At 71.5% G+C, this 22,086-nt stretch carries 22 protein-coding genes and 3 pseudogenes; 10 read left to right on the top strand and 15 right to left on the bottom strand.

Translation table 11 applies throughout. The annotated features are described in order from the left end of the window. Window positions 1-266: pseudogene (locus tag ACFW2E_RS12670) on the top strand (hypothetical protein); the annotation flags it as partial. Window positions 267-347: 81 nt separating this feature from the next. On the opposite strand, the pseudogene ACFW2E_RS12665 reads toward ACFW2E_RS12670, so the two are convergent. Continuing rightward, window positions 348-588: pseudogene (locus ACFW2E_RS12665) on the bottom strand (helix-turn-helix domain-containing protein); the annotation flags it as partial. A 152-nt stretch (window positions 589-740) separates the two neighbouring features. On the opposite strand from ACFW2E_RS12665, the gene ACFW2E_RS12660 reads away from it, so the two are divergent. After that, window positions 741-1,190: a nitroreductase family deazaflavin-dependent oxidoreductase gene (locus tag ACFW2E_RS12660; RefSeq protein WP_384465558.1), complete on the top strand. Its 450-nt coding sequence runs from the start codon at window positions 741-743 to the stop codon at window positions 1,188-1,190. On the opposite strand, the gene ACFW2E_RS12655 is transcribed toward ACFW2E_RS12660, so the two are convergent. Continuing rightward, window positions 1,180-2,421 carry a geranylgeranyl reductase family protein gene (locus ACFW2E_RS12655; RefSeq protein ID WP_384465556.1) on the bottom strand — a complete coding sequence of 414 codons (1,242 nt, stop codon included), beginning with the start codon at window positions 2,419-2,421 and terminating at the stop codon, window positions 1,180-1,182. The two genes, ACFW2E_RS12660 and ACFW2E_RS12655, sit on opposite strands and share 11 nt — an antisense overlap. 133 nt (window positions 2,422-2,554) lie before the next feature. Here ACFW2E_RS12655 and ACFW2E_RS12650 point away from each other — a divergent pair, with 133 nt between their 5' ends. Next, window positions 2,555-3,910, top strand: a complete 1,356-nt coding sequence (locus ACFW2E_RS12650) for a dipeptidase (protein WP_384465554.1) — start codon at window positions 2,555-2,557, stop codon at window positions 3,908-3,910. 62 nt (window positions 3,911-3,972) lie between these two features. Continuing rightward, window positions 3,973-4,689, top strand: a pseudogene (locus ACFW2E_RS12645) (MBL fold metallo-hydrolase). A gap of 78 nt (window positions 4,690-4,767) precedes the next feature. Here ACFW2E_RS12645 and ACFW2E_RS12640 read toward each other — a convergent pair. From ACFW2E_RS12640 to ACFW2E_RS12630, 3 genes are all read right to left on the bottom strand, one after another. After that, window positions 4,768-5,820 (bottom strand): NUDIX domain-containing protein, encoded by a 1,053-nt coding sequence (locus ACFW2E_RS12640; RefSeq protein ID WP_384465552.1) that lies wholly within the window; start codon window positions 5,818-5,820, stop codon window positions 4,768-4,770. A 139-nt stretch (window positions 5,821-5,959) separates the two neighbouring features. Continuing rightward, on the bottom strand, window positions 5,960-6,151 hold the full coding sequence (locus ACFW2E_RS12635) for a hypothetical protein (RefSeq protein ID WP_384465550.1): 192 nt from the start codon (window positions 6,149-6,151) through the stop codon (window positions 5,960-5,962). Window positions 6,152-6,158: 7 nt separating this feature from the next. Beyond that, a complete protein-coding gene (locus tag ACFW2E_RS12630; protein ID WP_384465548.1) occupies window positions 6,159-6,485 on the bottom strand; it encodes a DUF6191 domain-containing protein in 327 nt (108 codons plus the stop codon). Window positions 6,486-6,608: 123 nt separating this feature from the next. Between ACFW2E_RS12630 and ACFW2E_RS12625 the strand changes: the two genes are divergently transcribed. Together ACFW2E_RS12625 and ACFW2E_RS12620 are read left to right on the top strand one after the other, a co-directional pair. After that, window positions 6,609-6,962, top strand: a complete 354-nt coding sequence (locus ACFW2E_RS12625) for a hypothetical protein (RefSeq protein ID WP_384465546.1) — start codon at window positions 6,609-6,611, stop codon at window positions 6,960-6,962. Between the two features lie 253 nt (window positions 6,963-7,215). Beyond that, window positions 7,216-9,255, top strand: coding sequence for an NPCBM/NEW2 domain-containing protein (locus ACFW2E_RS12620; RefSeq protein WP_384465544.1), 2,040 nt, complete (start codon window positions 7,216-7,218; stop codon window positions 9,253-9,255). 78 nt (window positions 9,256-9,333) lie between these two features. Here the strand turns inward: ACFW2E_RS12620 and ACFW2E_RS12615 are convergent, their stop codons facing one another. Both ACFW2E_RS12615 and ACFW2E_RS12610 read right to left on the bottom strand, forming a co-directional pair. Next, window positions 9,334-9,744 carry a hypothetical protein gene (locus ACFW2E_RS12615; RefSeq protein WP_384465542.1) on the bottom strand — a complete coding sequence of 137 codons (411 nt, stop codon included), beginning with the start codon at window positions 9,742-9,744 and terminating at the stop codon, window positions 9,334-9,336. Between the two features lie 127 nt (window positions 9,745-9,871). After that, the gene (locus tag ACFW2E_RS12610; protein WP_384465540.1) at window positions 9,872-10,816 is read right to left on the bottom strand and encodes an ROK family protein; all 945 of its coding nucleotides are present in this window, start codon (window positions 10,814-10,816) and stop codon (window positions 9,872-9,874) included. Window positions 10,817-11,010: 194 nt separating this feature from the next. Between ACFW2E_RS12610 and ACFW2E_RS12605 the strand changes: the two genes are divergently transcribed. Continuing rightward, window positions 11,011-12,072 carry a LacI family DNA-binding transcriptional regulator gene (locus ACFW2E_RS12605; RefSeq protein ID WP_384465538.1) on the top strand — a complete coding sequence of 354 codons (1,062 nt, stop codon included), beginning with the start codon at window positions 11,011-11,013 and terminating at the stop codon, window positions 12,070-12,072. A gap of 66 nt (window positions 12,073-12,138) precedes the next feature. On the opposite strand, the gene ACFW2E_RS12600 is transcribed toward ACFW2E_RS12605, so the two are convergent. Continuing rightward, window positions 12,139-13,443, bottom strand: a complete 1,305-nt coding sequence (locus tag ACFW2E_RS12600) for a DUF6986 family protein (protein WP_384465536.1) — start codon at window positions 13,441-13,443, stop codon at window positions 12,139-12,141. Window positions 13,444-13,684: 241 nt separating this feature from the next. Here ACFW2E_RS12600 and ACFW2E_RS12595 point away from each other — a divergent pair, with 241 nt between their 5' ends. Then, a complete protein-coding gene (locus ACFW2E_RS12595) occupies window positions 13,685-14,599 on the top strand; it encodes an endonuclease/exonuclease/phosphatase family protein (RefSeq protein ID WP_384465534.1) in 915 nt (304 codons plus the stop codon). Window positions 14,600-14,655: 56 nt separating this feature from the next. Here the strand turns inward: ACFW2E_RS12595 and ACFW2E_RS12590 are convergent, their stop codons facing one another. The 4 genes from ACFW2E_RS12590 to ACFW2E_RS12575 form a co-directional block, all read right to left on the bottom strand. Continuing rightward, complete coding sequence (locus tag ACFW2E_RS12590; protein WP_384465532.1) at window positions 14,656-15,618, bottom strand: electron transfer flavoprotein subunit alpha/FixB family protein; 963 nt, start codon at window positions 15,616-15,618, stop codon at window positions 14,656-14,658. Window positions 15,619-15,671: 53 nt separating this feature from the next. Then, window positions 15,672-16,457, bottom strand: coding sequence for an electron transfer flavoprotein subunit beta/FixA family protein (locus ACFW2E_RS12585; RefSeq protein WP_384465530.1), 786 nt, complete (start codon window positions 16,455-16,457; stop codon window positions 15,672-15,674). A gap of 218 nt (window positions 16,458-16,675) precedes the next feature. Then, the gene (locus ACFW2E_RS12580) at window positions 16,676-17,185 is read right to left on the bottom strand and encodes a flavin reductase family protein (protein ID WP_384465528.1); all 510 of its coding nucleotides are present in this window, start codon (window positions 17,183-17,185) and stop codon (window positions 16,676-16,678) included. Between the two features lie 208 nt (window positions 17,186-17,393). After that, window positions 17,394-17,807: a TlpA family protein disulfide reductase gene (locus tag ACFW2E_RS12575; RefSeq protein WP_384465560.1), complete on the bottom strand. Its 414-nt coding sequence runs from the start codon at window positions 17,805-17,807 to the stop codon at window positions 17,394-17,396. 75 nt (window positions 17,808-17,882) lie between these two features. Here ACFW2E_RS12575 and ACFW2E_RS12570 point away from each other — a divergent pair, with 75 nt between their 5' ends. Both ACFW2E_RS12570 and ACFW2E_RS12565 read left to right on the top strand, forming a co-directional pair. Continuing rightward, window positions 17,883-18,299, top strand: a complete 417-nt coding sequence (locus ACFW2E_RS12570) for a DUF4395 domain-containing protein (RefSeq protein WP_384465526.1) — start codon at window positions 17,883-17,885, stop codon at window positions 18,297-18,299. Window positions 18,300-18,484: 185 nt separating this feature from the next. Beyond that, window positions 18,485-19,213, top strand: a complete 729-nt coding sequence (locus tag ACFW2E_RS12565; protein WP_384465524.1) for a lysophospholipid acyltransferase family protein — start codon at window positions 18,485-18,487, stop codon at window positions 19,211-19,213. 566 nt (window positions 19,214-19,779) lie between these two features. Here the strand turns inward: ACFW2E_RS12565 and ACFW2E_RS12560 are convergent. From ACFW2E_RS12560 to ACFW2E_RS12550, 3 genes are all read right to left on the bottom strand, one after another. Next, on the bottom strand, window positions 19,780-20,373 hold the full coding sequence (locus tag ACFW2E_RS12560; protein WP_384465522.1) for a transglutaminase domain-containing protein: 594 nt from the start codon (window positions 20,371-20,373) through the stop codon (window positions 19,780-19,782). Window positions 20,374-20,462: 89 nt separating this feature from the next. Continuing rightward, window positions 20,463-21,533 (bottom strand): threonine aldolase family protein, encoded by a 1,071-nt coding sequence (locus ACFW2E_RS12555; RefSeq protein ID WP_384465520.1) that lies wholly within the window; start codon window positions 21,531-21,533, stop codon window positions 20,463-20,465. Continuing rightward, window positions 21,530-22,086 (bottom strand): SDR family oxidoreductase (locus ACFW2E_RS12550; RefSeq protein WP_384465518.1); only part of this gene is annotated, 557 nt, incomplete at its 5' end. The genes ACFW2E_RS12550 and ACFW2E_RS12555, both read right to left, overlap by 4 nt.

Below are 22,086 nucleotides of genomic sequence, written 5' to 3'. Positions count from 1 at the left end.
GGTCAGGCTGCCGCCGGCCCGCGCCCCGAAACTCCCGGCGATGGCGCGCGTCCTCGCGTACTCCACGCCGCGAGCGTACTGAGAAGCCGGTCCCGGCCACCCCTGTCACACCCCACCGGTACCGTCGGACCATGCCCACCCAGTCCCCCGCGGCCCCCGGCGAGCGGCGGCTCGCCACCCTCGAAGGCGTCCTGGAGCGCGTCACGTACGCCAACGAGGAGAACGGCTACACCGTCGCCCGCGTCGACACCGGCAGAGGAGCCGGCGGCCGGCGGCGCCGCGGGGGGGCGAGCACGCCCCCGCCCGCCGGCGCCCGCGCCCCCCCCCGGCGGGCCCCCGCCCCCCCCCCCCGGCCTCGGCGGCCTCACCGAGGGAGTCGTAGGCGTCGATGATGAGCGCGGTCAGCAGGTCGTCGCGGCTGGGGAAGTAGCGGTACAGCGCGGAGGAGACCATGCCGAGCTCGCGGGCCACGGCGCGCAGCGAGAGCTTGGCAGCTCCCTCGGCCGCCAGCTGTCTGCGCGCCTCGTCCTTGATGGCCGCGGTGACTTCGATCCTGGCTCGCGCGCGGGCGCCGTGTGCGGTGCTCATGCGAACCAGTCTGCCATGGAGCGAGAGCACCGCACACAAAAGAGAGCACTGCTCTTGCTTTGGAGCACCGACCTCGTGCAGACTCTTCTCGAGCGAGAGCACTGCTCTCCGAACCGCGAGAGCAGCCGCTCTCCCACGCCCAGGGGGTCACCATGTCCACGCACGTCAAGAAGCCCGGCTGGTTCACGGTCAACGTATTCAACCGCTTCGTCGCATGGCTGACCCGTCGCGGCGTCAGCGTGTGGGGCTCCCGGGTCCTGGCGGTCCGTGGCCGCAAGAGCGGCGAGTGGCGGACCACCCCCGTCAACCTGCTGACCGTCGACGGACAGCAGTACCTGCTCGCCCCGCGCGGCCACGTCCAGTGGACGCACAACATGCGCGCGGCCGGCGGCGGTGAGCTGCGCCTGGGCAGGAACGTCGACGTGTTCACCGCGACCGAGGTCGCCGACGAGGACAAGGTCCCGCTGCTGCGCGCCTACCTCAAGCGCTGGAAGGCCGAGGTCGGGATCTTCTTCGACGGGGTCGGCCCCGACTCCCCCGACGACGAGATGCGCCGGATCGCCCCCGACCACCCCGTCTTCCGGATCACCGTCAAGAGCTGACGACGTCACCTTCAGGGGCGGGCGGCCGCCGGTCCAGCGCGGTCAGGGCACGCTGGGCCATGGGGTGGGAGCGGACGAGCTCGCCCAGGGACGTCGAGCCCTGCGTAATGTCCTTGAACGCCCTCCAGGCCGGGCGCAAGCCCGTGAGGGCCGCGTGGAACAGGCCGGGCCGGCGCTCGAACGCCGTCAGCATCCGCTTGCCGACGCTCATCTCGACGCCGAGCCCCGCCTTGATCGCGAACGCGTAGTTCAGGGCCTGCCGGCGGGTGTCCACGGCGTCGTGCGCCTCGGCGATCCGGACCGCCCACTCTCCCGCGAGCCGCCCGGAGCGCAGTGCGAAGGAGATGCCCTCGCGGGTCCACGGCTCAAGGAGCCCGGCCGCGTCCCCGCACACCAGCACCCGGCCGCGCGACAGCGGCGAGTCGTCGGCCCGGCAGCGGGTCAAGTGCCCGGAGGAGATGGCCGGTTCGAATCCGGCGAGGCCGAGCCGGGCGATGAAGTCCTCCAAGTACCGCTTGGTGGCCGCGCCTTCGCCGCGCGCCGAGATCACGCCGACCGTGAGCGTGTCGCCCTTGGGGAAGACCCAGCCGTAACTGCCGGGCATCGGACCCCAGTCGATGAGGACCCGGCCCTTCCAGTCCTCGGCGACCGTCTCCGGCACCGGGATCTCCACCTCCAGGCCGAGGTCGACCTGGTCCAGCTTCACCCCGACGTGCGCGCCTATGCGGCTGGCGCTGCCGTCGGCGCCCACCACGGCCCGGGCGAGCACCGTCTCGCCGCCCTGCAGCACGACGGCGACCGTGCGCCGGTCCGGCACCACCGAGCCGTGATGCTCGACCCGGGACACGGGGACACCCGTACGCAGCTCGGCGCCCGCCTTCTGCGCGTGCTCGACCAGCTGCTGGTCGAACTCGGGCCGGTTGACCAGCCCGAACAGCATCTGCCTGGAACGCCGGGTACGGGTGAAACGTCCGTTGTTCGAGAAGGTGACCGCGTGCACCCGGTCACGGAAGGGCAGCTCGAACCCGGGCGGCAGCGCGTCGCGCGACGGGCCGATGATGCCGCCGCCGCAGGTCTTGTAGCGGGGCAGCTCTGCCTTCTCCAGCAACAGCACACGCCGTCCCGTGACCGCCGCCGCGTAGGCGGCCGAGGCCCCCGCGGGTCCCGCCCCCACCACGACGACGTCCCACACCTGCTGCACGCCGTCCGCCGAAGAGTTCTCGCCGCTCACGATGGTCCGCTGCTCCGATCAAGCCGTCTGCCGCACCTGTCCCCCGCATCCTACGGCGGACGTCGCCGCAGGCCGCTGTGGGAGGATCGGGTCTATCCAGAGGTACAACGTCGCACCTACAAGGAGCGTGCCCATGTCGTCGAATCCGGTCGCCGAGACCGTCGCCTCGCTGCTGCCCAGGGCGAAGGCGGAGCTCACCGAGCTGGTGTCCTTCAAGTCGGTGGCGGACTTCGACCAGTTCCCCAGGAGCGAGAGCGAGGGTGCCGCGAACTGGATCGCCGGCGCGCTGCGGGCCGAGGGCTTCGAGGACGTGGCCCTGCTCGACACCCCGGACGGCACGCAGTCGGTCTACGGCCACCTGGCCGGTCCGGAGGGCGCGAAGACCGTCCTCCTCTACGCGCACTACGACGTGCAGCCGCCGCTGGACGAGTCCGCGTGGACCACCCCGCCCTTCGAGCTGACCGAGCGCGACGGCCGCTGGTACGGCCGCGGAAGCGCCGACTGCAAGGGCGGCCTGATCATGCACCTGCTCGCGCTGCGCGCCCTCAAGGCGAACGGCGGTGTCCCGGTGCACGTCAAGGTGATCGCCGAGGGCTCGGAGGAGATGGGCACGGGCGGTCTGGAGCGGTACGCCGAGCAGCACCCCGAGCTGCTGCGGGCCGACGCGATCGTCATCGGCGACGCGGGCAACTTCCGCGTCGGCCTGCCCACCGTCACCACCACCCTGCGCGGCATGACCATGGTCCGCGTGCGGATCGACACCCTGGAGGGCAACCTCCACTCGGGCCAGTTCGGCGGCGCCGCCCCGGACGCGCTGGCCGCGCTGATCCGCGTACTGGACTCGCTGCGCGCCGAGGACGGCTCGACGACCGTCGACGGGCTCACCCCGGAGACCCGGTGGGACGGCCTGGAGTACGAGGAGGCGCAGTTCCGCAAGGACGCCAAGGTCCTCGACGGCGTCGGGCTCATCGGTGACGGCTCGGTGGCCGACCGTATCTGGGCCCGCCCGGCCGTCACGGTCATAGGCATCGACTGCCCGCCGGTCGTCGGCGCCACCCCGTCCGTGCAGTCCAGCGCCCGTGCCGTGATCAGCCTGCGAGTGCCGCCGGGCGTCGACGCGGCCGAGGCGACCAAGCTGCTCCAGGCGCACGTGGAGGCGCACACGCCGTGGGGCGCCCGGGTGCGCATCGAGCAGGTCGGTCAGGGCCAGGCCTTCCGCGCCGACACCAAAAGCCCGGCGTACCAGGCGATGGCCGACGCGATGGCGGTCGCCTACCCGGGTGAGCGGATGCAGTACGCCGGCCAGGGCGGCTCCATCCCGCTGTGCAACACCCTCGCAAGCCTGTACCCGGACGCCGAGATCCTGCTCATCGGCCTGAGCGAGCCGGAGGCCCAGATCCACGCGGTCGACGAGAGCGTGTCCCCCGCGGAGCTGGAGCGGCTGTCGGTGGCGGAGGCCCTGTTCCTGCGCAACTACGCGGCGGGCTGAACCGCTCTGCCCCTGGCCGAGGACCCTCGCCCGCAGGCGGGGGTCCTCCCTACGGTCGGCGCATGGACGTCGTCGAGCTCCTGCCCCGTCTCCACCTCCTGCGCTTCCCGGTCGGCCAGGCATATCTCTGACGCGACGGCGACGAGCTGACGCTGATCGACGCCGGGACATCCGGCTGCGGCCGGGCGATCGCCGACGCGGTCACGGCCCTGGGGCGGGCGCCGTCCGGCATACGGCGGATCGTGCTGACCCACTTCCACGGGGACCACGCGGGCGGGGCCGGCGAGCTGGCCGCCCCGACCGGCGCCGAGGTGATGGCGCATCACCTGGACGCCCCGTTCGCCAGGGGTGAGTTCCCCGGGCCGCCCCCGGTCCTCGAGGCCTGGGAAGTGCCGATCCACGCCGAAGCGGCCGGGCATCTGCCCCAGCGCGACCCGGTCCGGCCCGAGCAGGTCACCGAAGTGTCCGGCGGCGACGTCCTCGACTTCGGCGGCGGCGCCCGTGTCGTTCATGCCCCGGGGCACGCGGACGGCAGCATCGCGCTCCACCTCCCCGAGCACGGTGTGCTGTTCACGGGGGACACGCTGGCCGCGGCGCCGGTCACCGGGTCGGTGATGCCCGGGGTGTTCAACCTCGACCGGGCCCGGACGCTCGCCTCCTTCCACCGGCTGGCGCGCCTGGAGGCGGAGGTGGCCTGTTTCGGCCACGGTGATCCCGTGACGCGCGGGGCTTCGTCCGTCCTGCGGAAAGCGGCGGATGCGTACGGGGGCCCGCGCTGACCCTGGGCTCATGTCCGCCCGGGCCGCCTCTCGGGACGGCCGACGGCCGCGGGAAACCGAGCTGTGCAGGGCAAGGAATCAGACCAGGTCCCAGCCGAGCGGAACGCCATCCTCCAGATAGAGCGCGGCTCCGCGCTCTCTGGCCCGCAGCGCCCAGCGCAGCCGCTCGAAGCGGACCGGCGGCAGCAGTTCGGCCGCTTCCCGCTCGGTGACGAAGCGCCAGTCGCGCAGTTCGGGGCCCGGCAGCAGCAGTCGGCCGGTCTCGGCCGAGTCGAGCCGGCCGCCGTCGAACAGAAGGCGCAGCCCGCCGAAGCCGGGGGGCACCGGCCGCTCCCAGTCCACGACGAGCAGCCGCGGTACGTCCGCCAGCCGTATCCCGGTCTCTTCGGCCACCTCGCGCATGCCGGCGCGGGCCGGGGCCTCGCCGGGCTCGACGACGCCGCCGGGGAACTCCCAGCCGGGCTTGTAGGTGGGGTCGACGAGCAGTACGCGGTCCTGTTCGTCGAAGAGGAGCACGCCCGCCGCGAGCGTCTCGGCCGTGGGTTCCGGGGTCTGCACGATGTCGCAGGGTGCGACGGCGCCGCTGCTGACGGCCTCGGCGATCCGGACGGCCGTCTCGTACGGGGTCAGGGCGCCGGTGTCGACCGGGTGGGCGTCGGCCGTCAGCCAGGAGGCGAGGGCCGCGCGGTACGGCTCGATGTGGTCGTACGCCCACTGGCGTTGCCGCAGCTCGCCGTCGGGGAGGTCCGGTGGGACCTCCCGGCCGGCTATTCGCTCCCGCAGGATCGTTTCCGCCGGGGCGAGCAGGATGTGCCGGACGGCGATGCGGCGCGCGGCGAGGCCGCCGAAGATCTCGTCGCGGTACTCCTGGCGCAGCAGGGTCATCGGGACCACGAGGGTCCCGCCGAGCTCGGCGAGCATCGCGGCCGCGGTGTCGATCACGAGCCGTCGCCAGATCGGCAGGTCCTGGAAGTCGCCGACCTCGGCGAGGCGCTTGGGCGGGAGCAGGTACGGGAGTGCTCCGCCGATGACCTCGGGGTCGAAGAGCGTGCTGTTCGGGATCAGTTCGATCAGTTCCCGTGCGGTGGTGGACTTCCCCGCACCGAACGCACCGTTGATCCAGACGATCACGGTTCCCCCTCTTCTGTTGGCCCCCTGTGGCTTGCCCGCTCCACACTGCCACGGAAACCAGGCCCAGCCGAGGGCGTACGAACCGGGTGCCGGTGCCCCTTGGGCGGGACCCGGCACCGCGCGGCACCCGTGTGCGGTTCTACTCCTGTCCCAGCGCGTTGTCGTCGATGGCGAAGCTGTCCTGGCTGACGGTGTGGTCGACCGTGCCGATCGTGTCCGGGACGTTCAGGTCCCCGAGCACGTCGTTGTCCGCCCCGTGGGAGGGGGTGATCGCGGCTACGACGAACCCGGTGGCGAGGGAGGCGATGGCGAGCATGCTGCGCTTCTTCATGCCCGGATCAACTGCGCAGACGGTCGGGAGTCACGCGGATCACGGCGGTTCCGTTCTCCAGGTCCACCGTCGTCCGGTGCGCAGGTGCCCCGTCCTGCTCGTCGTTGCGGAGCAGCAGCGCCGACTGCCGTTCCCTGAGCTCGTGCTGCTTGCCGGGCGACAGGGCGCCGTGCAACTGCTCGAAACCGGTGGCCGACACCTGTCCGGCCCGCGCTCCGTTGCGCCACGGCAACAGGCCCGCGCGCCCGGCCCGCAGCAGCAGCTGATCGGCGAAGGCCGCCGCGGTGAGGACGACGACGAGCCCTGGCAGGGTCATGAAGACGGCGAACTCCATGCGGGGAGTATCCGTGGGGGCCACCGGCGCGGAAACCCGTGGAGCGGGAGATCACACCCCCTGGATCGTCCGGGCTCCCGGCCCGCGCACACCGAGCGGGTCTCGACGAGGAGCGCGACTCCCATGACCGGCCCGCGACCGACGACGACCCTCTGGCGGCCCACCGGCCCCAGGGAGCTGGATCCGGTCCACGAGCTGGACCGGCGCGCCTGGCCGCCCCGGCCGCCGGAGCAGCCGGTCTTCCGTCCCGTCCTGAACGAGGACTACGCGATCAGGATCGCGCGGGACTGGAACGTCAAGCGCGACGGCGCCGGGTTCGGGACGCGCTTCGATGTCGACTCGGAGTTCGCCGGCCGCTGCCCCGTCCAACTGGCGGGCGGCGAGACGATCGTGGAACCGTGGGTGCCCGCCGAGGAGCTCGACGAGTTCAACGCTCACACCGTCGGAACGATCCGGGTGGTCCACGAGTTCCGCTGAACGACCGCCGGGCGGGGCGGCAGAGCAGGACGAGGGTCACCGCGCGGCGCCCCTCCCCGGCACCGCGACCCAACACAACCGAACGCGCATCTTGGATCCCACGCCCAACCGTGCCTGAAGTCAAGGGCTTTGACGGGATATCGAACAACTCCGTCGCCAATCTTCCATCACAGTCGAACAAGTCCTACCGTAAACGCGCACCGATGACGCGTGCATGCCGTCATCACCTTTCGCGAGTCGGAGGAACGTAACGATGCGTCACCCTCACACCCGCACAACCCGCACAGCACGCACAGCACGCCGAAGAGCGGTCGGAGCGCTCACCGCAGGACTTCTCTGCGCGGCGGGACTCGCCGCACCCGCCGTCGCGGCAACCGCGCAGGCTCCCGCCGCCCCCGCCCCGGGCGACGGTCTCGCGCTCACCCCGCCGATGGGCTTCAACAACTGGAACTCCACCCACTGCCGTGCCGACTTCAACGATGCGATGGTCAAGGGCATAGCCGACCTCTTCGTCGAGAAGGGACTGAAGGACGCCGGGTACCGGTACGTCAACCTGGACGACTGCTGGGCCCTGCCGTCCCGGGACGCGGACGGCAAGCTGGTGCCCGACCCCGTCCGCTTCCCCGACGGCATCAAGGCCGTCGCCGACTACGTACACGCCAAGGGGCTCAAACTCGGCATCTACACGAGCGCGGGCACCAAGACCTGCGACACCGTGGGCTTCCCCGGAGCGCTGGGGCACGAGTACAGCGACGCCCGGCAGTTCGCCGACTGGGGTGTGGACTACCTCAAGTACGACAACTGCAACAACTCGGGCGTGGACGCCAGGACCCGCTACACGACCATGCGGGACGCGCTCAGGGCAACGGGACGGCCCATCGTCTACAGCATCTGCGAGTGGGGCCAGAACAAGCCCTGGGAGTGGGCCTCGGGCGTCGGCCATCTGTGGCGCACCACCGGGGACATCAGCGACAGCTGGGGTTCGATGCTGTCGATCCTGAAGCAGAACCTTCCGCTGGCCCGGTACGCGGGCCCCGGCCACTGGAACGACCCCGACATGCTGGAGGTCGGCAACGGCGGCATGACCGACACCGAGTACCGCTCCCACTTCTCCATGTGGTCGGTCATGGCGGCCCCGCTGCTCATCGGGACCGACCTGCGCAAGGCGTCGCCGGCCACCCTGGACGTCCTGGGCAACAAGGAGGTCATCGCCGTCGACCAGGACCCGCTCGGCAAACAGGGCACGGTGGTCTCCGCCGAGGGCGGGCGCTGGGTCGTCGCCAAGGAGATGAAGGACGGCAGCCGCGCGGTGGCCCTGTTCAACGAGTCCGGCACGGCCCAGCGCATCGCGACGACGGCCCACTCGGTCGGGCTGTCCGACGCCCCCGCCTACACCCTGCGCGACCTGTGGCGGCACCGGACCCGGAACACCGCCGGAACCATCTCCGCGACCGTCCCGGCCCACGGCACGGTCCTCGTCCGGGTCGCCGCCGACCGCCACTGGGCCGCCTACCCGCCCGCCGTCGAACTCGGCCTGGACAGCAGTCCGTTCGTGGAGGCCGGCAGACCGGCCGCGCTCACCACGACGGTCACGGATCTCGGCCGCACGCCCGCCGGGCGGGTGTCCGTGTCGCTGACCGGCCCCACCGGCTGGACCGTGACGCCGGCATCGCCGACGAAGGCCGTCTCCCTGCGGACCGGCCGCACGCTGCGCACCGGCTGGCGGGTGACCGCTCCCCGGGGGACGCCGACGGGGTCGTACGACCTGACGCTGCGGGCCGCCTACCGCTCACCGTCCGGCGCGCGCGTCGACAGCACCCTGCCGCTGACCGCCTCGGTGGTGGTGCCGCCGCCCTCGGGAACGTCGTACCTGGGTGATCTGCCGTGGCTGTCGGCCACGAACGGCTGGGGGCCGGCCGAACGCGACACCAGCAACGGGGAGAGCGACGCGGGTGACGGCCGCCCGATCACCCTGGACGGGGTCGTGTACGCCAAGGGACTCGGTGTGCACGCGGAGAGCTCCGTCGAGTACTACACCGGCAAGGCGTGCGAGACGGTCAGCGCGGACGTCGGCGTCGACGACGAGAAGGGGACGAAGGGCACCGTCGCCTTCGAGATCTGGGCCGACGGCACCAAGGTCGCCTCGACCGGCGTCCTGACGAACGCGATGCCCGCACGGACGCTCACCGCCGATGTCACCGGAGCCCAGGTGGTCCGACTCGTCGTCACCGACGGCGGCGACGGGATCGACTCGGACCACGCGGACTGGGCGGACGCGAAGCTCATGTGCTGAGCGGCGGGCGCCGGCCGGGCCGACCGCGTGATCATCGGGGTCCCCGCCCTCGACGATCACGCGGTGACCGTCAGCGGCCTACCACCACGGGGTGCAGCGCGCGGTGTTGTCGCCGTTCGCCTGCACGCAGACGCGGGCCAGCGCGGGGGAGTTGTCGGGGATGTAGGTGGACTCCTGGGTGCGCCACGGGTCGACCCAGATGCGGTTCTGCAGACCGTAGAAGTGGTTGGTGTCGCCCTGCGGGGCCCAGTCGATCCAGCCCGAACAGGTGGTGCTGCCACCGCTGTTGTTCACGTAGTTCCGGACCTGCCAGCCCCCGCCGCCCGAGACGTACTGCGTCATCATGGTGCCGGTGCAGTTGTTGCTCCGGGCCGTGTACTGCGCGGTCTCGGCCGAGGCCACCCCGCTGCCGCCCAGCACCAGCGTGGCGACTCCGGCCAGCGTGCCGGCCCCGACGGCGACCCGGCGCACGATGCTGCCTGCGTTCATGTTCCGTTCCCTCCCTCAAGCGCGGCGTCCGCCGCACACGAGTGATCGTCCGGGACGGTTCCAACAGGCGGCCAACGGAGCGCCAACCGCCGCTTTCCCGCGGAGGCGGAGCGCCAACCGCCGCTTCTCACACGGCCGTTGACGCCGCAAGGTGCAGGGCCGCGGCAGCGGCTCCGACCAGGCCCGCGTCCGTGCCCATCTGGGCGGGCACCACCGTCAGGCGCTGGACGAACGACAGGGCCGCGTAGCCGGTGAGGGCCTTGCGCAGCGGTGTGAAGAGGACGTCACCGGCCTTGCCCACTCCCCCGCCGATCACCGCGATGTCGATCTCGACGAGCGTCGCGGTGGCCGCGATCCCGGCCGCCAGTGCCTGGGCCGCACGCTCGAAGGAGGCCACGGCGACCGGATCGCCCTCGCGGGCGGCGGCGGCCACCGCCGCGGCGGAGGCGTCGCCGTCGGGACCCGGCTGCCAGCCCATTTCCAGTGCGCGCCGGGCGATGTTGGGGCCGCTCGCGATGCGTTCGACACAGCCGCGCGAGCCGCACGGGCACGGGTCGCCGTCGAGGTCGACGCTGATGTGGCCGATGTGCCCCGCGTTGCCGGTGGGTCCGGGATGCAGACGGCCGTCGAGGACCAGGCCACCGCCGACGCCCGTCGAGACCACCATGCACAGCGCGTTGTCGTGACCGCGGGCCGCGCCCTGCCAGTGCTCGGCGGCCGTGATGGCCACACCGTCGCCGATCAGCTCGACCGGCAGGCCGCCGGCGGCCGCATGCACCCGCTCCACGAGCGGGAAGTCGCGCCAGCCGGGTACGTTCACCGGGCTCACCGTTCCCGCGGAGGCGTCCACCGGACCCGCGCTGCCGATTCCGATGGAGCCCGCCCGTCCCCACAGGGCCGACCGCGCGAGCTCGCCGAGGACCTCCTCCACCGCCCGCATGACCGTCTCACCGTCGTCCTTCGCGGGCGTCGCGCGCTGCGCGCGGACCTGGATCCGTCCGTGGCCGTCCACCAGCGCGCCGGCGATCTTGGTGCCGCCGATGTCGAGCGCCGCCACGAGGTCGGTGTGCATCAGAGTCAGATCTCCCCGTCAGCAGTGAGAAAGGGCTGCCCGGTCAGGCGGTGGGGTCGCAGGCCGGGGATTGCGGTGGACAGTGTCTCCCGCATCTGACAACGTTGTCCAGGCTCTATGCTCGACGCCACATCCTCATACAAACCCATGGACCGACGCATCCCCGTGGGACGAACAGGACAGGACTCCGCATCGTGCCCGAGACCACCCGCCGCGCCGCCGGCCTCCCCGACCGCCACTCCGGGACCCGTTACGGCAACCGTCCGACCATGAAGGACGTCGCGGCGCGAGCCGGAGTCGGCCTGAAGACGGTGTCGCGCGTGGTCAACGGGGAGCCGGGAGTCACTCCGGACACCGAGCGCCGCGTCCAGGAGGCCATCGACGCGCTGGGCTTCCGGCGCAACGACAGCGCACGGGTGCTGCGCAAGGGCCGTACGGCGAGCATCGGCCTGGTCCTGGAGGACCTCGCCGACCCGTTCTACGGCCCCCTCAGCCGCGCGGTCGAGGAGGTGGCCCGCGCCCACGGGGCCCTGCTGATCAACGGTTCCAGCGCGGAGGACCCGGACCGTGAGCAGGAGCTGGCGCTGGCCCTGTGCGCGCGGCGCGTGGACGGCCTGGTGATCATCCCGGCCGGGGACGACCACCGTTATCTGGAGCCGGAGATCAAGGCGGGCGTCGCGACCGTGTTCGTGGACCGTCCGGCCGGGAGGATCGACGCCGACGTCGTCCTGTCCGACAACTTCGGCGGCGCCCGCGCCGGGGTCGCCCATCTGATCGCGCACGGTCACCGCCGGATCGGTTTCATCGGCGACATGCCCCGCATCCACACGGCGGCCGAGCGTCTGCGCGGCTACCGGGCGGCCATGGAGGACGCGGGGATACCCGTCGAGGACTCCTGGATGTCCCTGGGAGCCACCGACCCCGAGCGGGTGCGCCGGGCCGCCGACGAGATGCTCTCCGGCCCCTCCCCCGTCACCGCGGTCTTCACGGGCAACAACCGGGTGACGGTCACCGTGATCCGGGTCCTGGCGGAACAGCCCCGCCCTGTCGCCCTCGTCGGCTTCGACGACATCGAACTCGCCGACCTGCTCGAGCCCGGTGTCACGGTGATCGCCCAGGACGCGGCCGCCCTCGGGCGCACCGCCGCCGAACGCCTCTTCCGTCAGCTGGACGGGACCCTTGTCTCCCCGGAGCGCATCGAACTGCCGACCCGGCTGATCACCCGCGGATCGGGCGAGCTGCCGCCGGCGGACTGACGCGCGGACGACCGGCCCGGGTCATCGGCCCGGTGCGCCTCCGCGACCGGCCGCCGTGACCGGTCCCTACTTGCCGGAGGCCGTCAGGTCGCCCCGTCGTGGGGACGCGAACGACTCCAGGTCCGTGCGGGTCAGGCCGGTCAGCCTGGCGACCTCGCCGATGTCGAGCGCGCCGCAGTCCAGGCCGCGCAGCAGATAGCCGCTGAGGGCCTTGGCGGTGGCGGGCTCGTCCATGACGTCGCCCCCGGTCCGGTTGGCGTAGCGGGAGAGGCGGGCGGCCGCCTGTTCGAAGCCCTCGCGGTAGAAGGCGAAGACGGCCGCGTACCGGGTGGGGATGTGACCGGGGTGCATGTCCCAGCCCTGGTAGTACGCGCGGGCCAGGGCCCGCCGGGTGAGGTCGTAGTGCAGCCGCCAGGCGGCGTGGACCTGCTCGGCCGGCCCGACCGGCAGCACGTTGGTCGAGCCGTCGCAGACCCGTACGCCGGTGCCCGCGGCCGCGACCTGCATGACCGCCTTGGCATGGTCGGCGGCGGGGTGGTCACCGGCCTGGTAGGCGGCGGAGACCCCCAGGCAGGCGCTGTAGTCGAAGGTGCCGTAGTGCAGACCGGTGGCGCGGCCCTCGGCGGCCTGGATCATCCGGGCGACGGTGGCGGTTCCGTCGCTGGCGAGGATGGCCTGGCTGGTCTCGATCTGGATCTCGAAGCCGATCCGGCCGGGTTCGAGACCGTGCGCCTTCTCGAAGGCGTCGAGGAGCCGGACCAGGGCCGTGACCTGTTCCGGGTAGGTCACCTTCGGCAGGGTGAGGACGAGTCCGCCGGGCAGTCCGCCCGCTCCCATCAGGCCGGTGAGGAAGATGTCGAGGGTGCGGATGCCCCGGTGGCGTACGGGGGCCTCCATGCACTTCATGCGGATGCCCATGTACGGGGCCGCCGTGCCGTTCTCGTAGGCCTCCGCGATCAGCCGGGCCGCGCGGGCGGCGGCCGCGTCCTCCTCGGTGTCCGGGCGCGGGCCGTAGCCGTCCTCGAAGTCGACGCGGAGGTCTTCGATCGGCTCGCGTTCCAGCTTGGCGCGGACGCGGGAGTACACCGGCTCGGCGAGCTCGTCGGTCAGGCCGAGGACGGCGGCGAAGGACGCGGCGTCCGGGGCGTGCTCGTCGAGCGCGGCGAGGGCCCGGTCGCCCCAGGAGCGGACGGTGTCCGCGGTGAAGACGTCACCGGGGACGTACACGGTGTGGACGGGCTGGCGGGTTCCGGGGTCCCCCGGGTAGCGGCGCTCCAGCTCGGCGTCGACCGGCGCGAGGGAGGCACTGATGTCCTCGCTGACGGCGCCCGCGAGGCTCGTCGCCACCTGCTCCTGCTGGCCCTGGCCCATCCCACACCCTCCTGTTTTCCACTGTACGGAATCAACAATCCGTTGAATGAAGTTATCGGGGCACCTTCCGGGTGGTCAACACCATGTCCACGGGGCGGCCACTGGGCCGTTCGGGCGAGTTCACGCCCGTCCCGTGCACGGGTATCACTCCCGTGCACGCGGGAACCGTCCACCCGGAAGGCTCCACGCACCACTCGCCCTGCGCACGACTCGTCCGGCTGCCGCCCCCGAAGGAGCCTCCGTGCCGAATCACCGCCGGGTCACCCGCCGCCCGGGCCTGGAGGCCATGCTCGCCGCCGCGGTCGCCGTTCCCCTCTCCCGTGCCGCGATCGCCACCTCGTCCGCCTCGGTGCGGGCGCGCCGGGTACCCCGTCTCGAGGTCATGACCTTCAACCTGCGTTTCGCGAGTGCCACCGAACCCCACAGCTGGGGCGCCCGCAGACCGGTGATGCGCGAGCTGCTGCGCCGTGCGCGCCCGCATGTCATCGGCACCCAGGAGGGCCTCTACCAGCAGCTGCGCGACATCGAGTCCGACCTCGCAACGCGGTACGACTGGATCGGCACCGGCCGCGAGGGGGGCAGCCGCGACGAGTCCACGGCGGTCTTCTACGACTCCCGGCGGCTGCTCCCCGTCGAGCACTACACCTTCTGGCTCTCCGACACCCCGGAGGTCATCCGCTCGAACACCTGGGGCGCCGCCTTCCCCCGCATCGTCACCTGGGTCCGCTTCCGCGATCTCGCCGACGGCGGACGGGAGTTCTACGTCCTCAACACTCATCTCGACCACGCGAGCCAGTACGCGCGCGAGCGCAGCGCCTCGCTGATGGCCCAGCGGATCGCGCTGCTCGACCGCTCGTTGCCGGTCGTGGTGACCGGCGACTTCAACGTCGCCGCGCACCGGAACCCGGTCTACGACACGATGGTGGATTCGGGTCTGGTCGACACCTGGGACACGGCGGCACATCGCGGAACCCTGTACGGGACCTTCCACGGCTACGAGGGGCTCACGCCGAACGGCGACCGCATCGACTGGATCCTGACCACGCCGGCAGTGCGGGTGCACCGCACGTCGATCAACACCTTCTGCGCGCACGGCCAGTTCCCCAGCGACCACCTGCCCGTGCAGGCGTCGCTGAGCCTGGGCGGTCCGGGATGAGCAGAGGCCCCCGTGACCGGGAGCGGTCGCGGGGGCCTCGTACAGGTCGGCGGGGATCAGCCCTTGCGGGTCTTGATCTCCTCGGTGAGCTGCGGGACGACGTCGAAGAGGTCGCCGACCACGCCGTAGTCGACCAGGTCGAAGATCGGGGCCTCGGGGTCCTTGTTGACGGCCACGATGGTCTTCGAGGTCTGCATACCGGCGCGGTGCTGGATGGCGCCGGAGATGCCGTTGGCGATGTAGAGCTGCGGCGAGACCGACTTGCCGGTCTGGCCGACCTGGTTGGTGTGCGGGTACCAGCCCGCGTCCACCGCGGCACGCGAGGCGCCGACGGCCGCGCCGAGGGAGTCGGCGAGGGCCTCGATGACCGAGAAGTTCTCCGCGCCGTTGACACCACGGCCACCGGAGACCACGATCGCGGCCTCGGTCAGCTCCGGACGGCCCGTCGACTCACGCGGCGTACGGGCGGTGACCTTGGTGCCGGTCGCCTTGTCGGAGAAGGACACGGACAGGGCCTCGACCGCGCCCGCGGCCGGGGCGGCCTCGACGGCGGCCGAGTTCGGCTTGACCGTGATGACCGGGGTGCCCTTGATGACACGGGACTTGGTGGTGAAGGAAGCGGCGAACACCGACTGCGTGGCCACCGGACCCTCGTCACCGGCCTCCAGGTCGACGGCGTCGGTGATGATGCCGGAGCCGATGCGCAGCGCCAGACGGGCGGCGATCTCCTTGCCCTCGGCGGAGGACGGGACCAGCACGGCGGCCGGGGAGACGGCCTCGTAGGCGGCCTGCAGGGCGTCCACCTTCGGGACGACCAGGTACTCGGCGTACTCGGACGCCTCGTGGGTGAGGACCTTCACCGCACCGTGCTCGGCGAGCGCGGCGGCGGTGTCGGCGGCGCCGTTGCCCAGAGCGACGGCGACGGGCTCGCCGATGCGGCGGGCCAGGGTCAGCAGCTCCAGGGTGGGCTTGCGGACGGCACCGTCCACGTGGTCGACGTAGACGAGGACTTCAGCCATGGGATTGCTCTCCTGCGTACGAAAGTTGAGGGGCGGTCAGCGGGTACGAGCCCTTAGATGAACTTCTGGCCCGCGAGGAACTCAGCGAGCTGCTTGCCGCCCTCGCCCTCGTCCTTGACGATCGTGCCGGCCGTGCGGGCCGGGCGCTCGTTCGCGGCCTCGACCTTGGTGAACGCGCCGTCGAGACCGACCTCCTCGGCCTCGATGTCCAGGTCGGACAGGTCCCAGGACTCCACCGGCTTCTTCTTGGCCGCCATGATGCCCTTGAAGGACGGGTAACGGGCCTCACCCGACTGGTCGGTGACGGACACGACCGCCGGGAGCGAAGCCTCGAGCTGCTCCGAGGCGGCGTCGCCGTCGCGGCGGCCCTTGACCGTGCCGTCCTCGACGGAGACCTCGGAGAGCAGCGTGACCTGCGGGACACCCAGACGCTCGGCCAGCAGGGCCGGCACGACGCCCATGGTGCCGTCGGTGGAGGCCATGCCGGAGATGACCAGGTCGTAGCCGGCCTTCTCGACGGCCTTGGCGAGCACCAGGGAGGTGCCGATGGCGTCGGTGCCGTGCAGGTCGTCGTCCTCGACGTGGATCGCCTTGTCGGCACCCATCGACAGGGCCTTGCGCAGCGCGTCCTTGGCGTCCTCGGGGCCGATGGTCAGCACGGTGACCTCGGCCTCGTCCGCGTCCTCGGCGATCTGCAGCGCCTGCTCGACCGCGTACTCGTCCAGTTCGGAGAGCAGACCGTCCACGTCGTCGCGGTCGACGGTCAGGTCATCGGCGAAGTGCCGGTCGCCAGTGGCGTCGGGCACGTACTTCACAGTGACAACGATCCTCAAGCTCACGCCGGCTCTCCTACTGCATCGTCTCTTCTGGGCTGCCTCTTGGAGGCAGCATAGGCGCCTCAAGCGGCCGATCCCGGTCGGGGCGTCCGCGCGCTCCGAACGAAATATTACTCGTCAGTACACCCAGTTCATTCCCGCTAAGCAAGCGCTTTGAACTGTGACCTTCGCAACGCAGCGTAACCGGAACTCGACCACCGCGCAGGTCGGCGGGGGGGTGATCAATCGCGCAGTCCGCTGAACCGGCCCTGGTGGTAAAGGAGCGGTCGGCCGGCGCCCGCGGGATCACCCACGACGACCTCGCCGAGCACGATGCGGTGGTCGCCGGCGGGGACGCGGCCCACGATCCGGCAGACCAGCCAGACGAGGACGTCGTCGAGGACGGGCACGCCTTCGGGCCCCTCCCGCCAGGCGGTGGGCGCGCCGAAGCGGTCGGCGCCGCTGCGCGCGAAGGTGGCGGCCAGGTCGCTCTGGTGCTCGCCGAGTATGTGGACGCCGACATGGCCGGTCGTCGATATCGCGGGCCAGCTGGAGGCGCCGGTGCCGATGCCGAAGGAGAGCAGCGGGGGTTCGGCCGAGACGGAGGTGAGGGAGGTGGCGGTGAAGCCGACCGGTCCGGAGTCGCCCCGGGCCGTGATCACCGCGACACCGGCCGCATGCCGGCGGAAGGCGGAGCGCAGCAGGTCGGGCGAGGCGAGCTGGGGAGTACGGAGGTCGGGCGTGGCCGTCATGGAGTTGTCCTTCTGCGGGAGATGGCGAGCGGGTCCGTTGCTGCTCAACAGCCGGGACAGCGCGCGCTCGCGGTGCGGGCCAGGTCGACGTGGACCCGCCCGAAGAGAAGGACTTCCGTAGCCATGGGGTCAGGCTGACGATAGCTGGAGGGTGCAGTCAAGTGCGTCCCGGCATATGGGAGATGCCTCACCATGATCGGCACGGCCGTCAGACCGCCTCCGCGAGGGCCGCGATCACATCGGCCTTGCGCGGCTGCCCGGCGGCGCGCCGCACCACTCGTCCGTCCGCGTCGAGGACGAGCACGGTGGGGGTCTTGAGGATCCCGAGTTCGCGTACGAGGTCCAGGTGCGCCTCCGCGTCGATCTCCACGTGAGTGACGCCGGGGACCATGCCGGCCACCTCGCCGAGGATCCGTCTGGTCGCCCGGCAGGGTGCGCAGAAGGCGCTGGAGAACTGCACGAGGGTTGCCCGCTCGCCGAGTTCGCCGCCCAGCTCGGCCGCCCCGAGCCGCTTCCCGTCGTCCCGCCCGCGCACCCGCACTCTCCCGCTCCGCCGCCTGTGCAGCACTCCGTAGACACTCGCCGCCGCGAGCACCGCCACGCACACCGCCAGTCCCGTCATCACCCGCACAAGCATTCATGAGACTGCAAAGATTCCCGCCTTCCAGGAGTGTTTCCCCTGCGGAATGCTTGATTCATGGACATCGACACCAGAGGACCGCGGTTCGGGGCGGCCGTGACGACGGTAGTACTGGCGGCCGCGCTCATCACCGGCAGCGCCTGGCTGTCGGCCTGGCAGACGCTGGCGTTCGCGCTGGGCGCGGCCGCAGGCGTGGGCCGCTCGCCGTACGGATGGGTGTTCCGCAAGGCGGTACGCCCACGGATCGGACCGCCGGCGGAGTTCGAGTCGCCGGAACCACCGCGGTTCGCCCAGGCGGTGGGGTTCGTCTTCGCCGGTCTCGGACTCGTGGGCTTCACGCTGGGACCCGGCTGGCTGGGACTCGCGGCGACCGGGGCCGCGCTCGCGGCCGCCTTCCTGAACGCGGTGTTCGGGTACTGCCTCGGGTGCGAGATGTTCCTGCTCATCCGGCGCGTCACGGTACGCGCCGAGTAAGGGGGGTCCAAAAGACCGAGGTGGATCATAGGCCGACGTGACGAGGATCTCGCCGAACCGCGGCGCCAGGACTGGCTCCTTGTCCGTTCTTCGGGCACGATCTGCGAGACGCCGTAAACCTACGGCTGCGTAACTTCCCGCCGGGATCCCTTTCCCAGGCAGAGCAGAAAGGGTCCACCTCGCCCATGGCAGAGCTGGTCTACCGTCCCGTCGTCGGTCTCGCCCTGACGATGTTCAAGGCCTGGGACCTCAAGATCGACTGCAAGGGCTCGGAGAACATCCCACGCTCGGGCGGCGCCGTGCTGGTGAGCAATCACATCAGCTACCTGGACTTCATCTTCAACGGACTGGCGGCCCTCCCGCAGAAGCGGCTGGTCCGCTTCATGGCGAAGGAGTCGGTGTTCCGCCACAAGATCTCCGGTCCGCTGATGCGCGGGATGAAGCACATCCCGGTGGACCGCAAGCAGGGCGAGGCGGCGTACGCCCACGCACTGGACTCCCTGAAGTCCGGTGAGGTCATCGGCGTCTTCCCGGAGGCCACGATCTCGCAGTCGTTCACCCTCAAGAGCTTCAAGTCGGGTGCCGCGCGCCTGGCGCAGGAGGCGGGCGTCCCGCTGATCCCGATGGCGGTCTGGGGCACGCAGCGACTGTGGACGAAGGGCCACCCGCGCAACTTCAAGCGCAGCCACACCCCGATCACCATCCGCGTCGGCGAGGCGCTCGAGGCCTCCCGCGACCAGTACGCGGGCGCCATCACCCGCCGGCTGCGCGAGCGTGTCCAGGAACTCCTGGACACTGCCCAGCGCGCCTACCCCGCACGCCCGAAGAGCGCGGACGACTCCTGGTGGCTCCCGGCCCACCTGGGCGGTACGGCCCCGACGCCGGAGGCGCTGAAGGCCGCCGAGGCGCGCTGACACCCGCGACCGTGGCACCGCGGTCATGAGGCCGCCGCGTGGCTCTCGTGTGCCGGCCGATGCAGGGAGCTCGACTGCGCGGCACCGGACCAAGCTGGATCGAAGTGACGGTGGCGGCCGCGACCGTACTCGCCCTGGGCGGAAGGACCGCCGCTCCGTCCGTGGAGGGCCGGTGGCTGGTCCGCTCCGTCTGCGACGGCGTGCTGCCCGGCGACGCCGTGCGTCGACCGGCCGCCCTGGGGCCACTCCAGGACAGCACCCGCCGCCCCCTGCCGGTCGGCCCCTCCCCCACCGGCACCCAGGCGGGGGCGCGGAGCGCGGTACGTGCGCCGGGGCTGAACTTCTCCGGGAGCTCGGCCGGTTCGGCGGCGGCGGCCGCCTCGTCTCCCCGTCGCACGCCCCCTTGGCCTCGGCCTGGGCCTCGGCCGGGTTTCGGCTGCGGGAGTGCGGAACTCGCTTCATTGCCGGGGCCGTTGAGGGGGCCGCCCGCCTCGATCGCGACGTGCGAAGCGGGCGCCGAGCGCACACCTCGTCGGATGCGGTGAGCGTGAGTCGTCTGCCCGGCCTCAGAGTGCGGTGGGGAGCGTCTTCCAGAGAGACGGCCGGTCGGGTGCCGCTTTCAGGGCGCCGAGGACGGCCGCATGAGGTTCGGCGTACAGGTCTGGATAGTCCACCTCATCGGACTCCGGATCCGGCACCCAGGCCAGCCGCTCGCCGTCGAGGGAGAACCGGGCGTCGGCGCCCGGCTTGTTGCCGCGCGGATCCTGCCGGTGCCAGGCCCCGTTGAACCGGACGGCGACCAGCCCGTGCACCATGTGCCCCGATCCGTCGTCGCACGCCAGCCGCTGATAGCAGAGCGCGGTGGGGATGTCCTCGGCGCGCAGCAGCGCGGCCAGCGCGTGGGCCTTGGCGTGACAGACGCCGGTGCCGAGCGTCAGGACGTCGGAGGCGCGCCAGGTGACACGGAGATCACCGGAGTCCTGGGAGTGCGGGACGGCGTCGCGCACGAACTCGAAAGCGGCTCGCGCATAGGCATACGAGTCCGATACGCCCACGGCCAGCCGGGCAGCCGTCTCGCGGACCACCGGATGCTCATGGTCGATGACCTCGTCGGCGGCCAGATAGGCGGACAGGTCAGGGGTTTTCTGGATCAGCTCCATGCCCGCAGAGCATAGGAATGCGATCACCCGGCAGTCAATGACTTTTCAGGTGACCGCATACCTATGCAGATACCTCTGCAGATCAGCCGCTAGCGGGCCATCTCCTCCTTGACCGCCGCCACGAACGCGTCCACGTCCTCCTCGGTGGTGTCGAAGGAGCACATCCAGCGCACGACACCCGCGGCCTCGTCCCAGAAGTAGAACCGGAACCGCTTCTGCAGCCGCTCGCTCACGTCGTGCGGGAGTTTGGCGAAGACGCCGTTGGCCTGCACCGGGTAGAGGATCTCCACCCCGTGCACGGCGCGCACGCCCTCGGCCAGACGCTGGGCCATCTCGTTGGCGTGCCGGGCGTTGCGCAGCCACAGGTCCTTGGCGAGCAGGGACTCCAGCTGCACCGACACGAAGCGCATCTTGGAGGCGAGCTGCATCGACATCTTGCGCACGTGCTTCATCCGGCGGACGGCGTCCTGGTTGATGACCACGACCGCCTCGCCGAACAGGGCGCCGTTCTTCGTCCCGCCCAGCGACAGGATGTCGACGCCGACCGCGTTGGTGAACGTCCGCATCGGGACGTCCAGGGAGGCGGCCGCGTTGGCTATCCGGGAGCCGTCCAGGTGCACCTTCATGCCGTGCGCGTGGGCGTGCTCGCAGATCGCGCGGATCTCGTCGGGCGTGTAGAGGGTGCCGAGCTCCGTGCTCTGGGTGATCGAGACCACCTGCGGCATCGCCCGGTGCTCGTCCTCCCAGCCCCAGGCCTGCCGGTCGATCAGCTCGGGCGTGAGTTTGCCGTCGGGCGTGGGCACGGTGAGCAGCTTGAGGCCGCCCATGCGCTCGGGGGCGCCGCCCTCGTCGACGTTGATGTGCGCGCTCTCGGCGCAGATCACCGCGCCCCAGCGGTCGGTGACCGCCTGGAGCGCGACGACGTTGGCGCCGGTGCCGTTGAAGACCGGGAAGGCCTCCGCCGTCGAGCCGAAGTGGCCGCGGATGATCCGCTGGAGGTTCTCGGTGTAGTCGTCCTCACCGTAGGCGACCTGGTGGCCGCCGTTGGCCAGCCCGATGGCGGCGAGCACCTCCGGGTGCACCCCGGCGTAGTTGTCACTGGCGAAACCGCGGACCTCCGGGTCGTGGTGGCGACGCGCGTCGGTCCTGGGAGGGTTCACGGCTTCTCGGTCAGCCACAGACGGTTTCCGTTCACTTCGGCGGCGGTCTTGCTCCAGACGCCCTCGATGGCCTCGGCCAGGTCGTTGACGTCCGTGAAGCCCGCGAACTTCGCGTTGGGGCGCTCGGCGCGCATCGCGTCGTGCACCAACGCCTTCACCACCAGGATCGTAGCCGCCGACGTGGGACCGTCGGCGCCCTCGGAGATCCCCGCCTTGCGGAAGTAGTCGGCCATGGCAAGCGTCCACGCCTCGGCCGCGGCCTTGGCGGCGGAGTACGCGGCGTTGCCCGCGGTCGGCCTGCTCGCGCCGGCCGCGCTGATCAGGACGTACCGCCCGCGCTCGCTGCGCTGGAGCGCCTCGTGGAAGGCGAGGGAGGTGTGCTGCACGGTCTTGACCAGCAGCAGCTCCAGGAAGTCCCAGTCGTCGAGGCTCGTCTTGGTGAAGGTCTCGCTGCCACGCCAGCCGCCCACGAGGTGGACGAGGCCGTCGACCCGGCCGAAGTCCTTCTCGATGTGGGCGGCCCAGTCGCGGGTTGTAGAGCTTTGGTGTCTCT

The organism is Streptomyces sp. NPDC058964, assembly GCF_042741275.1.
Taxonomy (GTDB): domain Bacteria; phylum Actinomycetota; class Actinomycetes; order Streptomycetales; family Streptomycetaceae; genus Streptomyces.
Note: the sequence above shows the minus strand (reverse complement) of the source record. Positions and strands in the feature narration are given on the sequence as shown.

Coding starts and splice junctions, on each gene's coding strand:
- ACFW2E_RS12615 (WP_384465542.1), bottom strand. CDS start 9,744: ATGAACGCAGGCAGCATCGTGCGCCGGGTCGCCGTCGGGGCCGGCACG.
- ACFW2E_RS12660 (WP_384465558.1), top strand. CDS start 741: ATGTCCACGCACGTCAAGAAGCCCGGCTGGTTCACGGTCAACGTATTC.
- ACFW2E_RS12610 (WP_384465540.1), bottom strand. CDS start 10,816: ATGCACACCGACCTCGTGGCGGCGCTCGACATCGGCGGCACCAAGATC.
- ACFW2E_RS12575 (WP_384465560.1), bottom strand. CDS start 17,807: ATGACGGGACTGGCGGTGTGCGTGGCGGTGCTCGCGGCGGCGAGTGTC.
- ACFW2E_RS12580 (WP_384465528.1), bottom strand. CDS start 17,185: ATGACGGCCACGCCCGACCTCCGTACTCCCCAGCTCGCCTCGCCCGAC.
- ACFW2E_RS12625 (WP_384465546.1), top strand. CDS start 6,609: ATGACCGGCCCGCGACCGACGACGACCCTCTGGCGGCCCACCGGCCCC.
- ACFW2E_RS12560 (WP_384465522.1), bottom strand. CDS start 20,373: ATGGAGCTGATCCAGAAAACCCCTGACCTGTCCGCCTATCTGGCCGCC.
- ACFW2E_RS12620 (WP_384465544.1), top strand. CDS start 7,216: ATGCGTCACCCTCACACCCGCACAACCCGCACAGCACGCACAGCACGC.
- ACFW2E_RS12600 (WP_384465536.1), bottom strand. CDS start 13,443: ATGGGCCAGGGCCAGCAGGAGCAGGTGGCGACGAGCCTCGCGGGCGCC.
- ACFW2E_RS12590 (WP_384465532.1), bottom strand. CDS start 15,618: ATGGCTGAAGTCCTCGTCTACGTCGACCACGTGGACGGTGCCGTCCGC.
- ACFW2E_RS12650 (WP_384465554.1), top strand. CDS start 2,555: ATGTCGTCGAATCCGGTCGCCGAGACCGTCGCCTCGCTGCTGCCCAGG.
- ACFW2E_RS12570 (WP_384465526.1), top strand. CDS start 17,883: ATGGACATCGACACCAGAGGACCGCGGTTCGGGGCGGCCGTGACGACG.
- ACFW2E_RS12565 (WP_384465524.1), top strand. CDS start 18,485: ATGGCAGAGCTGGTCTACCGTCCCGTCGTCGGTCTCGCCCTGACGATG.
- ACFW2E_RS12630 (WP_384465548.1), bottom strand. CDS start 6,485: ATGGAGTTCGCCGTCTTCATGACCCTGCCAGGGCTCGTCGTCGTCCTC.
- ACFW2E_RS12635 (WP_384465550.1), bottom strand. CDS start 6,151: ATGAAGAAGCGCAGCATGCTCGCCATCGCCTCCCTCGCCACCGGGTTC.